Source organism: Undibacterium sp. Xuan67W (assembly GCF_049340165.1).
Lineage (GTDB): Bacteria > Pseudomonadota > Gammaproteobacteria > Burkholderiales > Burkholderiaceae_D > Undibacterium.
The window spans coordinates 156,552-171,922 of sequence record NZ_JBMPPN010000008.1 but is presented as its reverse complement, the minus strand read 5'-3'; the positions used below and the strand labels follow the sequence as shown (position 1 = coordinate 171,922).

The window sequence follows — 15,371 nt, the reverse complement described above, 5'->3', positions numbered from 1 at the left end:
CAGCTGGTTATGGACTTACAATCACGACCGGCCCAACACGGGCATCGGCGGCATCACCCCGAAACAGAAACTCGCACTTGCCGCATAGCCTCTACTCATAGCTCGCGCTAAAAATGGGGGGATTACCCACCAACGGCAGCAGTTCCACCACCTGCAGCAGCAATCGTGCCGCCTTTTTCCATGGCTTCACCGGCAAAGCCGTGCAGGCTTTCAGAGACAGTATTTTTGTATTGCTGTCCGGCTGATTTTACTGAATCGATTACCGGTAGTTGGGGCAGTCATAGCGTTGACACACCACGGTTCTGCAAAGTCACGAACAACGGGATTCGCTTCAAAGGATGTATGCGTAACCGCCAGCTGTTCCGCGGCGAGATCAGAGTCAGGATGTTATGGTGCTTGCTCTGGCGTTAGCCGGTATTTCCTACCTACACGATTGGCGTCTCTGTCGTTACTATTCACACTGCATTGACCACCAAAGATTAATTCAGCGCCTACTACCACACTGGTTGTCGACGATGCCGAAGTTAATCGCCATGCCGTTATATGAATGAACCTCAAGCGGTTACTACCTGTTCCTAGTGTTGCACGCGAATGTAAGCGGGCTTACTAACAAAAACAGCTGTAGAGGATAGGAAATTTACCGCCATTTGGTTTTACAGAATTGTTATTCGAGTGAAGATTAACAAGAAATTTTCAAAATGAGATTTCTATTCACTTGCCCAATCTTGCAACAATAAGCGAGATCGAATACCAGGATCTTGCATTGTTGGTAGGGCAGAGTAGGGGGCGTGTCGGATAGCTCGGATGGGTTCGAGATACTCATTGAGTGATTGCTCGGCATCTTCCACAACCTGGCAGAGCACGATGTTTTCACCTTGATAGGCGATTAGCATCGGGAGATTTTCGGGTAAGTAATCACCGATGAATTCGGCATGGTCTTCCAAATCTAGCCATAGCCAGACTTCGTCCAGCTTGGCCTGGGCAGCTAGGCTATCAAACTGTGGACGCAAGTCGCGGCACTTGGCACACCATTGTTCCGCACCGATAAGAATAAAAAGCTGAGCGTTAGCCGGGCTTAATCGCTGCGCCAATAGGCTGGCATCATCCCACGGATCTAGCTGTGCTTGGCTGATCATGCTGCGTCCTCTACGTTAATCAGATCTTTCTGCAACACGGCCTGCAGTTGTTCCAGCGCAGCCACTTGCTGGTGTGCTGGACCACGTACTGTGACACTTAGGTTCGGATGGCTTAGTTGCAGATAGTTAGCGGCAATATTACGGATAGCTTGCGTTGATTCGTCAAGATAAGCTAAGGCCGACGTCGGTGTTAAGACCTGCCCTAATAAATAGCGTTGCCCGCTATGTAGCGTGGTGTTTGCATAAGCAGCTACGGCGGCGGCATTTGGTAGCGCTAGACCTAGATCAGCGTCCAGTCGTGCGTCGCTAATAGCGGGACTAGCTGCCTGTTCAGATTCTGCCAGAGCGAGACCCGCACTAACCAGATCAACTCCGGTAACAGTTTGCCAAACCCAACCTGCATAACGCGCCGTTTCTACGTCCGTCATATGCGTTAGTACGTAGGGCAAATGGGCTGGATCGCCATGGTAGGCAACAAAACGCAAGCCTACCCGTGCCGGCATAAATGTTAATAACGCAGACAATTGCGGATTGCCCAGCGGGATCATTCCTGCCAAATGCTGTACCCAGCGATTGAGCCTGCGTAAGGCTTGTTTGCGATACCAACCACTACTCTCCGCCACTAAAGACACTTGGCTGACGATACATTGCCATAAGGTTTCTGCCGCGAGGATGCCAATGTCTTCACTTTGTTCAGTACGATTATTCGCGGCATTGAATTCTGCTCTGCGCGCATGTAGTGCCACGGCAATGGCAGCTTGAGCCCGCACGGCAAGATCAGCGTCTTGCAGACAATTACTCAAGGCCAGTTCAAGTTGTTGATCGCTCGGCGTGTTGGCAGCAACACGGCAAGCAGCTGCCCTTACATGGGCATCTGTGCTTGCAAGAAAATGACTTAACGGCTGCGATAAAGCTGTTTGCACAGGGGCTGCATCTTCCATCCCGCCTTCCGTCGCATTTTCTGCCTCAGTGCGTCTTGCCTCTATCAATGCCAAGGCACGTAAGGCAGCTACTTGCATAACACTATCGCTATCATCTTGGGTCCAGCGTGAGATGACTGCCAGTGCCGATGCCTGCGGCACCCATGCCAATGCGCTGATCACACCACGCAATAGTTCATCCGGGCGCGCCCGCACTACGGCTAACAGTGCCTCTAGTTGCGCCATTTCGTCACGATAAAGAGCGGCATAAGCACAGACAAAGGCTTCGCCAGGTTGCTTCCAACGCTCCAGCGCGCCTAGCGTTGGCTGCCAGCCGGTGCTATCGGCAACTAAAACGCCTTCCAGATGCGCATCTAATAAATCACTAAAGCGTGCCAGACCAGACAAACTTAGGCGTGGCGAGTAAGTTGACGCATCATGCTGGGCCCAGTAAAAGGCAGCGTCTTCGACATGACGGCGAACTAGTGGGGCGATGACTGGAGGCGGGGTTTGCGAGGACATAAAAGGGCTATTCGTTTATTTAAAAAACATCGGCAAAATAGTAACAAGGAAAATTTATAGGGTCGAGTGTGCAATGAAAAATTGAAAACTTATCCCTTAAACTCTATGAGCAAACTAGAACCTACTCTCCTCTTTTTTAGTTTCCTTTTGCAGTTCCCCTACCGCGGCATGCAATTCACTCAATCACACGCCCGCAATTGTCGTTCCGCAATAGACTCCCAGATATAAGATGCATTGAACTCACTGTCTGTCTCTGCCTGGTGCAACATCATTTGCGCTTGCGCTTCGTTGAGGGCTGGGTTGTGGTAGGCCATCTGTAGTAGCACCAAGGGCCATAAGTGCGTGAGGCTGGCCGGATTGGAAGCCACCGCAGAAACGACTTCCGGTACCTTGTCCTTGCTCAAGCGAGAAAGTGCCGCAGGTGGCGTATGGAGATTTCTTGCGGCAATTTCGCGCAGGTCTTCGCTTTTGGCTTTTGCCAGAGCTAACCACCAAGCATCGTCTTTAAGGGGTTGCAATTTTTCGAATTCGCTGATCAGCTTGGTGTTATCGTACCAAAGAGGCACCGCATATTCGATAAGTTCGCGGGTGGAATTGTGACGCATCAACACTGTCAAGGCAAAATCATTTTGAAAGTCCTGGTTCCGCACGCCCTTAAGTCGCTCCAACACTGCCAAAGGTATAAGCTGGCGCTGTAGTAATGATTTGCAGAAATATGGCTTCCCAGAAGTTGCAATGCAATGATCAGCAGCGCGCAGAACAACCTCTTCATGCAAATTGGGATTGCGTACTAGTTCCGCCATCAAATCTGCCATAACTTTGGCTTGCTTTTTAGATGCTCCGGAAGATGCCAGACCTCCTAAACGCGCCCACCATTTGGAACTGACTGGTGTAAGGGCAATATCCATCAGTCGCATTTGTTCAGCTTTGGGCAAGGCTAGATTTTTTGCCAGCTCCTTCAAATTATCTGGAGACGTCGAGATGTTGGAAATACGCTGCATCATAAGCACGCTGCGCGTTACCCCGGCTAGCCGATAGGCAATGCGTTCAATATCAACTGGGCTAGAGTTATCCCATAAGCGCTCTTGCTCGTCTGCCGACAAGGCGGGCATTACCGCAAAGCGTACTGCATTATTTTGATCTAGTACTAGTGTCAGCGCCAGAGCTTCTCTGTCGGCTGCTGACAGCAATGCGGAAGTACGAAACAAGGCTTGCTCCACCAAGTTTTCCGCCAGCCGCAACCGGACCTTAACTTCAGGGTCTTGTGCCAACAAACTAAAATGTTGTGGCTTAAGACGTGCACCAATCAACGCCTCCCGCACTTGTGCATCGGTATCACCTACCATTACATCTATCGTTGCATCTGACAATGCATCTTTGTGTCGATACACTATACCTAGCCGAACGTCGGTGCTGGCATCACAGGCTAGCTGATTGACCACCGATGCAGGTAGGCGGTCGCGCTCGGTCAATGTTTCCCGCATTGCAGGGTTTGGATTAGAGAGCAATTGACTAATCGAGCTGGCGGATGCTCGTGGGTGCTGCGCTGCTAATCTTGCTACTTCTGGCGATACTGCAGCAATCGCATCCAGCAACTGTTGATCAACTTTCGGATTCTTTGCCAGTATCTCCATTACTGCGGGGTGGGCTGCTTTAACCAGCGTAGCTTGTGCAGCTACAGGCAGATCTGTCCGCGCAGCTGCCACTATCGCGATCAAAACATCCGTACTTGCCAATGCTGCCAAAGCTGAAGGCGGGGCGCTGCCACGAATTACGGCTAACAAGTCTTTGGCTACGAGCTCGGGGGCGGGTAGTTCGCGAAAAATGGGTAAACCCATCGCCAAACGTTCTCGGGTGACGGAAAAATTGGGTTTTAACCGGATGATGGATTCGTCATCTTCGAAAATTTCTAATACGCTATCAACCAATACCTCAGGTACAAACTCGCGGACAGCGCGCACGTAATTTGCCATTTCATCATTATTAACATCTCGCAAACGCATGGTGGCATTGATTTTATTGGCACTAAAGGAGCGATCAGATACCACCAGAGCTCGGGCATGTACGGTTCCCCCCACTTCAAAAGTAAAGTCGTTGTAATAGGCATACACTAAGTCTCTCGCGTACAAATCTCCACTGACAGCCACGCCAGCCCAACTGATTACGCTATGGACCCGCATGTCACCAAGCACGATGATCAGACCGGTTAGTCCATCATCATATACGCCATCAATAGTGAGGTTACCGTTGACGATGAGGGCGCTTTGGTGCTCACAACCATTCTTGATATGTAAATCGCCTTCATAAACACCCCATGGGATGTCTTTGTCGCCCAAATATTCCTTCATCCGGCTTAACGTGTCTGGCAAGCGCTGTAGCCACTGTGCGCGGGCGAGTTCGGTAACATCGTCGTATTCTACAAACAGAGGTTTTAGCATCACATTAGGCACTTTACAGACAATTATTTTTTATCATTAAAACTTCAAAAAGTAAGCATTTATAGCCACTGCTCCAAGCTACTGCAGTGCTATATCGGAAATCACTCGTCACTTTCTTCGCGCTATTTCACTTTCGCCCAAAAGTCGATTGCCGCAATTTCAGAATCGAGCAGCATTTACTCAGCTAATTTGCGACAAGCCTGCGCGATGACTTCTGTGTAGAGCGCTTTCGGGATCTCATATGACGCAAGTCGGTATCCTTCTTTAGCGATATGTCTTAGCATAAACGCTTCATCCCACAACGCGCTCCAGCACTGCTCTGCACACGTTGCGGAAAAATCATTTGCATCGCAACTAGCTTGATCATGCCGCGCCACGATGGCTAGCCAATCGGGATCATTACCATATCTCGCTTCGGCGTGTTTGTATAATTCGGCGTCAAACATATTGCCTGGAATACTGTCCAGTGCGCGCTTATCCATGTCGATAGCCCGCATGAGCATCGCAGGTGTTTTGTAGGGCTTGGCAATATGGGTTTTCACAAAATATGGATCACTAAAGACGATGGCGGTCAAATGACATTCTTCGTCAATGAGATGGGCCGGGATTTTTTCCAATGCATAACGGTTCTTACGTATGGCGTGCAGGCACAGCTCTTTGCTTAGTATGTGCTCAGGAAGATCCTCAAGCGCAGCGCCGCAACTAAGAGCATGAAAACACAGCTCTTCGTCAAACACTTCTACCGGCACTGCGCTGGCATCAAACGAACGAGCCTCTATATTTGCCAGCATGCAGAGCTGTTTGGTGATCATCGTTTTGGGCACATATCTCAAATTCACGCCGCCACATCGAACTAAGTACTCCACAACCTCTGGCGTAAATGCAGTGTCTGGGAAGGGATCGGTAAATTGCGCCCACCCACATAAATTAGGAATTTCATTTTGTAGGACAGTCATAAAGAGCTTGGCACTGCGCATAACTACAGGCACTCGATTCAGCTTGCCAGAACCATTATTACGTATGTAGTCGCACCAATATGTCTCATCCTTCACCAATGCCGTAAAGTCTGACAACGACAGGCGATCCCAGTCCACATTAGTGCAGACCTCGTTCAGATCATTGGTATTTTTTGCCTGATCGTAATAGAGCCACAAATCTCCATTCTTGCCGCAAGTTTTAGCATGAAAACTACGAGCTAACTTTTCATCGCCTTGTAAGTAATACATGAGGCCCATTAACCAATTACTTTCTAGGTGTCGGGGTCTGAATTCCAGTGCTCTTTTTAGATCAGCGATGGCCGCTGTTGGTTCGCCCATCAGATACAGAGCTTCTGCGCGCCAGCGATAGGCTTCTCCACGAGCTTCTTTTCCGCGATTGGTGTAGTTTTGATTGAACTCAATTGATTTCGTTGCCAACTCAATCGCCACGGAATATTGATTGCTACGCACGGCACACCACGCGGCGTCATTCAAGGCGCCATTGATTAAATTATTTTGATGTGCTGGCATCAAACTTGCCGCCGCTCGGTATTGAATCAGCGCTTGCCCGTAAGCGTGAACATAATGCAAACATTCTGCCATTCCAAACAAAGCGAAATAGGACTGTGGCGAGATGTTTGCTGCAGCTTTATAGTATTGGTAAGCCCTGCAATAATCATTCAAAGAAAGCGCATCGTCGCCCGCACGTTGAAGCGACATACATGCGGGGTCAAAACCTTCGATGAAAATGCTATTTCCGTTTTGCAGATCCTTTCTAATCGAGAAGAGATTCCAGAAATCCTCGTCTGAACCATCGCTATCCAAGTGACTAGCATGTTCCGGCTTGAGAACATAAACCGAATCGTGCCCGTTGAACACTGCATCGTACATATCCAAGCCGTCGTCATAACCACGTTCTCCCACAATGAATATCGAAGTATCGGAAGATAACTTAAGTTGGTCAATGTTGCCAAACCAAGAAAAAAGGTAAGGCGTTTCAAGCCAAATCGCCGGAGCAGGCACCATCATTTCGTGGTCTTCAGCTCCAATATGTGCGTAGTGTCTGGCAACGATTTTACCGGTCGCTGAATACGCGGGCAAACCTCCGCTGAAACAATATCCAAGATAAATATTGTCGCAATAGATATCTCCACTGACATAAAGCAATGAGCATATATCGCCTTCAATATCCACATCGCCATCCACCACGATTATGTGGCCGGTATCGCTTAACTCTTGCATATGCGCCTGAGTTAAATGTACTTGCCCGATGATTAGTAGGATGGACGCGTCTTCAAATTCTGCACAAAATGCCTCCCAGGGATCATCTTCGCTTTCTTCAGTCCGACCATAGCCGAACAGAATTTCAGGAAATTGTTCACGAAAGGATTCAATATCAATTTGAGGGTAATCAGACCATGGAAGTGGCGCTGGAAAATCATTTTGGTTCATGTTGAAGTTGCCGCTTTATTTGTTTAAATTTTTAATTAATAGTTTCTCTGTACCTCAAGTCTTTGCACCTGCCAACAGCAACAGCATTCTTTTTTTGTACTCCTTAGGAATATTTTCTATCTCATCCGAATTAAATTTAACCACTTCATATGCCAGATCGTAATCCAGAATTTTTTTGGGTATAAATTTAATACAGGTAATTGCTCTAGCCGCTTTATAGCAAAGCTCTTTCGTGATCATCTTGCTTGGAATATATTGCAAATTTGCTCCCGCATAATCAGTCCACCTCGAGGAAATATCTAAAGCTGATTCGCACAGCGCTAATGTTTTCATTTTTTCCGGAACATATTGCAAAGCAAATCCGCCTTGTTTTACCGCTATTTCACATAATTCTGCAGTAATTTCTTCCTCAGGTACTTTTGCCAAATTACGACAATCACGGTTTATCCGTTCTAACCAGTAGGCATTATTTTTAAGCGATGATTTAGCACCTTGCGATAGCAGTATATTTTTACCTTCACAAAGATGCACTAATACATCGTCCCATTCCACAATGTCCGTAATTAAATCTTTCCTTAGTTTTTTGGGAATTACAGTGTTGCCATCATCATCGGTATTGGAAATGATCTTCTTATCAGAACTATCTCCATCAATATGCACTTTATTATTACGATGGGACTTAAAACTTAGGTCATGGCCTTCATTAATAATCACGGGGCAATCTAACTCTTCCCCAATCGACAAGCTGCCATCGTTGTAATGAGCAAAAGTCACGCCGTCGATCTTTGCCGCTCCAATCACTGTAATATAAGCCCCCCCGCCTATAAGATTGTGTGCGTGTATGCCGCCACCAACATCTAAAGAAGGGCCGTAATTACCATTTTTATTAATGACGGAGCCTGATAAAGATAGACTGCCAGTGACAACCAATCCGCTTACGCGACAATTTTTTTGCAGGCTATTGTCTTCCGCAATATTTAAAGAACTACGCCAAGCCAGATTATTAGTCATCCAGCCAGCTTCGAAATCAAGCCACAGATGTCCATCGATAATTGCATCGTCAGCATAAAAAGCAAAAACTTTATTTTTTAATTCAACATGCTCGCAATTCCATTTTGGTAAAAAAGTTTGAAAGTATTTTCTGTCTGCGTCGTCAGCCAAATTAATTAATTGAAATGAAGAAGTTCTATTTACGGCCATAGTTGATTTTCCAAAAGAATATTTCTATTTAGTACTGTGCTATGGGTAACAAATCAAACACCGCATGATTGTGACCCAAAAACTCAAATAGGCACTGGTCTGCAACGCACTATCCATGCGCCTTTCCAAGCACATGCCGCCAACAGGCGCATGGATAGTGCGTGCTGGCGATATCGTATATTTTATGTCTTCAAATACTGTAACTATTACTCGTCAAACTATTCTGCGTTTTTTTCGCGCACGGCTTTTTCCATTTCACCGCGCAGAAAGAGATTGTGCCATTGGCCATCTTCCCTATAGGCTGCGCCGCCCAAGCCTGCCATTAGCATTACACCGTCATTGACCGATAAACTACCCGAGCAGACATAGATCTCTGAAGGTAAGTCATTGACCCGCTCTAACTTGCCGTTTTCTATGGTCCATAAGCCATGATCGTTGGTGCACCAGACTTTGCCTTCGTGCCAGACCATGTCTTTAAAACCGAGGTTAATACCACCGTCGTAAATTTTCTTCCAGCGGTTTTCTCGGCCCATGAAGGTGAGACCCTCATAGCAGGAAATATATACATTGCCATCGCCGCCGCAGCAAACGGTGTTGGTCCAGGTATTGGTAGGAAAGGCCACTTGCTGCCAAATCTTGCCGTCGTAGCGCCAGACGTCGCCTTTGCCACCTACAGCGTATAAATCATTTTCATTGAAGCCGGCTATATCGTCGAAGCCACCGTCAACATTATCGCCCTCGGGCGGAATGGCGTGATTATGAGATAACCATTGTCCTTTTCCAAGACGTTTACCGACAGACCGATTACCGCCACAAACATAAGCATAACCATCGATCATTTTTATGCGCCGGATGCCGCCACGATTCGGACTATTTGGCAACTTAGAAGTGACCAGTGCGTCGTCGTAACTAACTCCACTGCCGATTACATAAACGAGGTCGTCCTCCAATTCAATCGCGATAAATTGGCTTTGCGGCTGTGTTGCAGCACCAATGTGAACCGTACCCCAGCCCGTAAAAAGTGTAGAGCCCCATTGTTTTCCAGGATCACCATCTTTAAAAAAAGTAACCAGACGCTTGTCGCGATAGTCAAATCCCGTGCGGTTCTTTTCTTCCTCTTCCACCTCTTCATCAGTAAACCATCGATTAACGATAAAACCAAATCTTGTGCGATACCTTACGGCGCAACCATAAACATAGTAGGTACTTAAATTAGTTTCGTATTCTTTCAGTGTTATCTGCATAAACAAATCGTCCTATTCTTCAGTTCCAGCATTCGTAGTGCTAAGCCTTAGTTTTGGCTTCATGCCAAATGAATCTGCCGATAGCTCGGTAACTACAGCGCTGGTTTAGTGACGATTTTTCTTCGTGTCGCCTTGATTTTTCCCGAGAAAATCAAAAATACATCACTCCACCACGCACTATCCATGCACTTTTCCAAGCACATGCCGCCAACAGGCGCATGGGAAGTGCGTGGTGGCGGTGTCGCATCATAAAATTAAAACTTCAATCCTATGACGGCAAACCTGCTTTTATATGGCATCACAAAAAATCAAAAGTACTAAACAGCCTTTTCCAACCTGTGCCATCGTTGAGGCATGCGCCGTGTGGCCCGGCCGTGAGTAGATATTTACCATCTGGGCTGAGGTCGAGACGACCGCCGTTGGTGGCATTTGGTGCGTCACTTTCTACTTCGTCCAAAGGTACGAGACTCTTATTTTTGATATCGATAGTCCATAAGCCTTCTTGCCCACCCAGATACAGGCGCTGGTTAAACCAGACTGCATCCACCGGTTGATAGCCGGGCGCGATGTCTGCTACAACGATGCGCTTCCATTTGTCGGCGCGGCCTGCCCAGACACTGCCATTCATTTCTGTGATGTAGACCTGACCATCGCCCGCGCAGCACACCGTGCGTAAATCAGCATTTGTCGGGATCGGGCAGTTATGCCATTTATTACCGTCAAAACGCCAGACATCACCGTCGCCGCCGACTGCATACATGTCGTCTGCTGAGAAGGCGCTCATATCGCGGAAGCCTAAACCCTGAGAATAGCTTTTTCCTGTTTCGATGTCCGCAGGTACCGGCACGCCTTTGCCTTCTTGGCCTAGCTCTATCCATTGTTCCATGCCTATGCGGCGATAGATCTTTCTGTAATTACCTAGGGCATAGACTTGTCCCGCTGCACGCACCACTTTTCTGACAATACCAGCGCCCCCTTGATGCGTACGCATATCGATGACTTGGTCTATGGACTTTTCTTCCCCTTTGCGTTGTGCATTGGATGAATAAACATTACTTCTCGTATCAACCCCCACATATTCAGGGGGATTAATGCCACGCACAAAGGTAGTAAACGTGAGGTCGCCTGTCTCATACCATCCAAATCTTTCTTCCATAGGATTGTCTGCCAAAACAATTACGAAACGAGTGCGTGGAAGGGTATCGCGATTATCAGCTTCTTCCACCAACAAAAAACAATACCGATCTTTGTTATTGATCGCACAATCGTAGATCGTATAACCCCTCAACAACTGAATAAAATGCTTCTTATCAAATAATGGCTTCATTTGTTTTCCTAATAGTTAATCGTTTTTACCGCCGTCGACTTTTGGACCGCCACCAGACTCACCAGAATGGGGTGTAACTTGTGCCTTCTTTAAATCGCCGCAACTATGCTTGTCTTTCAATGAATCGTCTAGTTGCGCCTGGATGCACTTTGCATTACAGCCGTAGGCCTTGGAAAACATGGTTGATATCTCGTCTCTTGCCTTGGTATAGGGCATATCCGGTGAATTGCGCTGATCTTGGAGAATTTCTGCTGTACCCGCATGCGCCAATCCATGGCTACCATTGGTAGCGCGGTTAGTCGTTCCCTCCAGGCACATGGTAAGTGCCTGATCGTGATCGTAATTCTTCCAGCAATCGCGTTTACCATCGGCCTTCATTGTCGTTTTGCCCTTGGCATCGGTGACTGGCGCATACTTATTGAACATGGCGCTGGGCAGTACGTGGTGACCAGTCTGGCCTGGGCAACAACCATTGCCTTTTGCCGTTTTGTCTGCATCCTTGTATGGCACAAGCAAGCATTTACGCGCTTTAATACAGGGGTTGGCTACCGCAATACCTGCCATGGTGCTGGCCATAGCGTCTTCCAAACCAGTCGTGAGCAGCTTTTTATATTCGGCCACTTTTGCAACTGAATCCTCGACTGTTTTGACGACAGCATTGAACTTCGTTTCTATATCGCCAGTGACGATGGCACCGGCTGCGTTACCGATCAGTTGTCCCATTGACTCCCACATGCCCAGGCGAGAGACCAGCCCGGCCAATGCAGGTGTACGGATTAAAGCGATACGCTTGGCGGCTTTTTCAGCCGCGCTATCCATGACATCTTTTGCGTGGTCTTTGAAGTAGTCTTTGGCATAATTTTCTAATTTTTCTTTCGCAACCTTTTCTACGTCTTCCGCCGCTTTAGTAAGATCTCCTACTTTGTCTTTGATCTGTTCTTTAAACGCTTCGGTATTCGGTATTTTTTCACCTTTGGGGTCAGTTACGCCACCTGGTTTATTCCATAATCCACCGCAGTGATTTTCCATCCATTTATTGCTGTCGTTTTGCGTGTAACCGCTCTTTTTTTTGCCAAGACCGTCAATTGCAGTCAGGCCTTTTTTTAAGGTAGTGGTTAAACTTCTTGTGGTGGCATTGGTTTTTTTGGGATCAAGTCTAGCGCTGTCTACTGATTTTTTAGACTCTTCCTCAGCGTCTGCTTTGTCGTTACAGGCCTTTCTAATACGTTTCTTATCATCCTGGCAAACAGCTTTAACATTTTTACGATCAAAGTAATGATATGCGGCCGTATTTGATGTGGAGATATGTCCAGTCTTAGTTTTTTTTGCTGGTTTTTTTTTGTCTTTTTTAGAAGCATCGCCGGTCGCTTTGCGCTTTTTCTGAGCGGCTGCTTTACTCGCTTGAATTTTTTGTGCGGCAGTTGTCATGACTTTACCCGTGGTTATTTGTCATAGGATCGTTGTGTCTGCACACATTGAGCCCTTCAAACTTAACATTGGGTGACCAGTCAGTGAAGTAGGCCTTACCTTTGATGACACCGGTTTTTTGCCCTTTGGCAAAAGCTTGCGTAGCCGGTTCATTACCTACGCTATTGGCTAAATAAGACACATCTTTAAGAGCAACCGGCGTACCGCAGATAAACACCGTGGTGCTACCATTTTCCAGTTGATTTGCGAAGGCCGTATTAGGGTAAGGCAGTACCACCGGCCCTGCAGTCGGTGCTGGCGGGCTCCAGCAAGGATCAGGGAAAGAAGCGCATGATTTGCCGTCTGCTGCTTTTGAGCTGATCTCGTTGTCGTTTGCAAAAACGTTGGTTTCCATGGACGACTGATTTATTGAAAATCGTCGCCATTAAAAAGCACTTCCCATTTGCCGTCACGATTCATTGCTGCGCCGTGTCCACCGCAAACAAGCATTTGCTTGCCGTCTGGTGAGATGTCAAATCGATGACTCAGTAAAGCAACTTCTGTGGGGATGGGATTGACCTTGGCCTGATGCGCTTGAACGAACGTTTTCCCTTCGAATACCATCATTCCGTAATCATTGGCACACCACAGTCTGCCATCAAACCAGCCAGCATCAGCAAATGGCAAGCTTCTGTCGGATTTGGCAGTTTGCTTCCATTCGGCACCACGGCCGCACCATAATGATCCACGTATGTCAGTGATATACACATTGCCATCGCCCGCGCAGGTTACCGTTTGCAAACGTAAATTGGTTGGAAATGCAATTTGTTTCCAGAGCTTTCCGTCAAAGTGCCAAACAATTCCGGCATCACCAACTGCGTACATGTCCGCTTCTGAAAAGCCAGCTAAATCGAAGAAAGTGCTGTTACTGATTGCATTAAGAACGGTCTCTCTATCTTTGCTCTTGAACTCCTTTGGAATAGGTATTCCCTTATGCTCGTGCCATTGCTGGTTAGGCATTCTCTGGAAAACCCGTAAAGGTGTTCCCACGCCATAAACACTTGTTCCTACCCGTACAACTTTATTTATTGTGCTGCCAATTTCACCTACATCTGGCAGACCATATCCCTTCCCATCAAATGGAACCTCGGGTTCATTGCCCTTATACGTTTTTGGTTTATAACTCCAAACACGGCACAACACATCCGCCATCACAAATTCAGTTTGGCTTGGTGCCCACGCTGAAGATATGGTGGTAAAACTAAGATTCCCACCTGTCAATGTAAAGAATCTACTCTCCATCGGTTCGTTCATCCTTACTGATACGAACCGAGTTTTCCAACCATCGTCGAGATGGTGATCGTCGGTTTCTTCGACCATATGAAATCCTAGCCTGCCATCCTCAAAACCAATAGTACAATCGCGAATGAAAAAACCATCACAAATTCTTTTCCAACTATCTCGATCAAAAATCATACACTTCTCCAATTAACCATCAACATCACCTGCGGATTGATCCGGTAAATCATCAGTACCCATCCCAGAATTTGGCACAACTTTGGCGTGTTCACAATCTGGACATCCTGGCTGCTTGCTAGCAGCTTTTCCGCAGTAATATGCATCCAGCTGCGCCTTCATACATTTTTCATCACAACCGTATGTTTTACTGACTTCTGTCAGCGTCAGATCACGAGCATCGTTATAGGACATCTCTTTCTTGCCGATATTTCCGGATGCTTTGAGCTTTGTCTGCGTTAACGTATGCAATACCCCATGTGAACCAGCGTGCTGATTGGCACCTTCGGCACATATTGTCGGTGATCCACCCTCACTATAGCCATCCCAGCATTCTTTTTTGGGGAGTTTTTCACGGCTCATGGACTTGAATTTATTCGTCGTTGCACTTCTATTTTTAGGATCGTTTTTCCAGGCCTCCTTTGCTTTTTCACTTGCAACAGGATCTCTAAACATCGCGTCTGGCAATAAGTGATGGCCTGTCTGACCGGGGCAGCATCCTTTCCCTGCCCATTTATCTGCAGCGCCTTTATTGAACGGCACCAACATGCACTTACGCGCTCGCAAACATGGGTTTGCAGCACCATAGGCCGACTGCACATCGACCATCACTTCTCTTGCGACTTTTTTCTGCTCTGTCTCTGAGAGCTTGCTGAAATTTTTAAGTTTATCTTTATACGTATCAAAAGTGCCGGTGATTTTACTGGCCTGTTCCTGTAAATTACTTACCGTGGATTTAAGGTCGGATACGACAGTTTTAAGCTCTCCGACTCTGGTTGAGACATCGTATGCAGTCGTCGCCACGTCCACCGCTGTCATGATCCAGCCAACAACAGGTATCCAACCGGTTAGCCCTCGCCGTATCGCAAACTTAGCCAGGGCTTTACCACCATATTCAAGAATTTCTTTTTCGATTTGTGTAATGACTTTGTCGCCCAAATCCTGCGCCAACTTTTTCATTATTCCATCGATGTCTTTGAAATTATCCAGCCATTCGGTGAAATTTTCTCCTGGTTGAACCAAGAGCGGTCCACAATGATCCAATACCCAACTCGATTCCTTGCCAGCATCCTTATGTTTTTCACGGGATTTCGGTTTGCCTTTGCCGCGATGTTTATTTTTTTCGTCGGGTTTACATTTGGCATCCATATCCTTTATATCTTTTGCGCATTTTTTCTTTGCTTCTTCGTTATCAAGATAGTACTTAGCTGGTGTATTTCCAATTGTACTCAT

Annotated in this window: 12 protein-coding genes; 1 reads left to right on the top strand and 11 read right to left on the bottom strand. The window is 47.0% G+C overall.

The genetic code is table 11. From position 1 onward, the window contains the following. The first annotated feature begins 113 nt into the window (after positions 1-113). On the top strand, positions 114-245 hold the full coding sequence (locus tag ACO0LE_RS09780) for a hypothetical protein (protein ID WP_422960195.1): 132 nt from the start codon (positions 114-116) through the stop codon (positions 243-245). Between the two features lie 462 nt (positions 246-707). Here ACO0LE_RS09780 and ACO0LE_RS09775 read toward each other — a convergent pair whose 3' ends face one another. The 11 genes from ACO0LE_RS09775 to ACO0LE_RS09725 all read right to left on the bottom strand — a co-directional run bounded on the left by ACO0LE_RS09775 (position 708) and on the right by ACO0LE_RS09725 (position 15,371). Continuing rightward, complete coding sequence (locus ACO0LE_RS09775; RefSeq protein WP_422960194.1) at positions 708-1,136, bottom strand: thioredoxin domain-containing protein; 429 nt, start codon at positions 1,134-1,136, stop codon at positions 708-710. Continuing rightward, a complete protein-coding gene (locus ACO0LE_RS09770) occupies positions 1,133-2,578 on the bottom strand; it encodes a hypothetical protein (RefSeq protein WP_422960193.1) in 1,446 nt (481 codons plus the stop codon). Before ACO0LE_RS09770 ends, ACO0LE_RS09775 begins: the two co-directional genes overlap by 4 nt. A gap of 179 nt (positions 2,579-2,757) precedes the next feature. After that, positions 2,758-5,016: a hypothetical protein gene (locus tag ACO0LE_RS09765; RefSeq protein WP_422960192.1), complete on the bottom strand. Its 2,259-nt coding sequence runs from the start codon at positions 5,014-5,016 to the stop codon at positions 2,758-2,760. A gap of 176 nt (positions 5,017-5,192) precedes the next feature. Further along, positions 5,193-7,445, bottom strand: a complete 2,253-nt coding sequence (locus tag ACO0LE_RS09760) for a hypothetical protein (RefSeq protein ID WP_422960191.1) — start codon at positions 7,443-7,445, stop codon at positions 5,193-5,195. A 54-nt stretch (positions 7,446-7,499) separates the two neighbouring features. Further along, positions 7,500-8,645 (bottom strand): hypothetical protein, encoded by a 1,146-nt coding sequence (locus ACO0LE_RS09755; protein WP_422960190.1) that lies wholly within the window; start codon positions 8,643-8,645, stop codon positions 7,500-7,502. Positions 8,646-8,863: 218 nt separating this feature from the next. After that, entirely contained in the window at positions 8,864-9,889 is a 1,026-nt protein-coding gene (locus ACO0LE_RS09750) for a hypothetical protein (RefSeq protein ID WP_422960189.1), read from the bottom strand. Between the two features lie 298 nt (positions 9,890-10,187). Beyond that, the gene (locus tag ACO0LE_RS09745; protein ID WP_422960188.1) at positions 10,188-11,216 is read right to left on the bottom strand and encodes a hypothetical protein; all 1,029 of its coding nucleotides are present in this window, start codon (positions 11,214-11,216) and stop codon (positions 10,188-10,190) included. 15 nt (positions 11,217-11,231) lie between these two features. Beyond that, positions 11,232-12,644, bottom strand: coding sequence for a hypothetical protein (locus ACO0LE_RS09740; protein WP_422960187.1), 1,413 nt, complete (start codon positions 12,642-12,644; stop codon positions 11,232-11,234). A 4-nt stretch (positions 12,645-12,648) separates the two neighbouring features. Beyond that, a complete protein-coding gene (locus ACO0LE_RS09735; RefSeq protein ID WP_422960186.1) occupies positions 12,649-13,038 on the bottom strand; it encodes a DUF4150 domain-containing protein in 390 nt (129 codons plus the stop codon). Positions 13,039-13,049: 11 nt separating this feature from the next. Next, positions 13,050-14,099, bottom strand: a complete 1,050-nt coding sequence (locus ACO0LE_RS09730; protein ID WP_422960185.1) for a hypothetical protein — start codon at positions 14,097-14,099, stop codon at positions 13,050-13,052. Between the two features lie 12 nt (positions 14,100-14,111). Beyond that, the gene (locus tag ACO0LE_RS09725) at positions 14,112-15,371 is read right to left on the bottom strand and encodes an HNH/endonuclease VII fold toxin-2 domain-containing protein (protein WP_422960184.1); all 1,260 of its coding nucleotides are present in this window, start codon (positions 15,369-15,371) and stop codon (positions 14,112-14,114) included.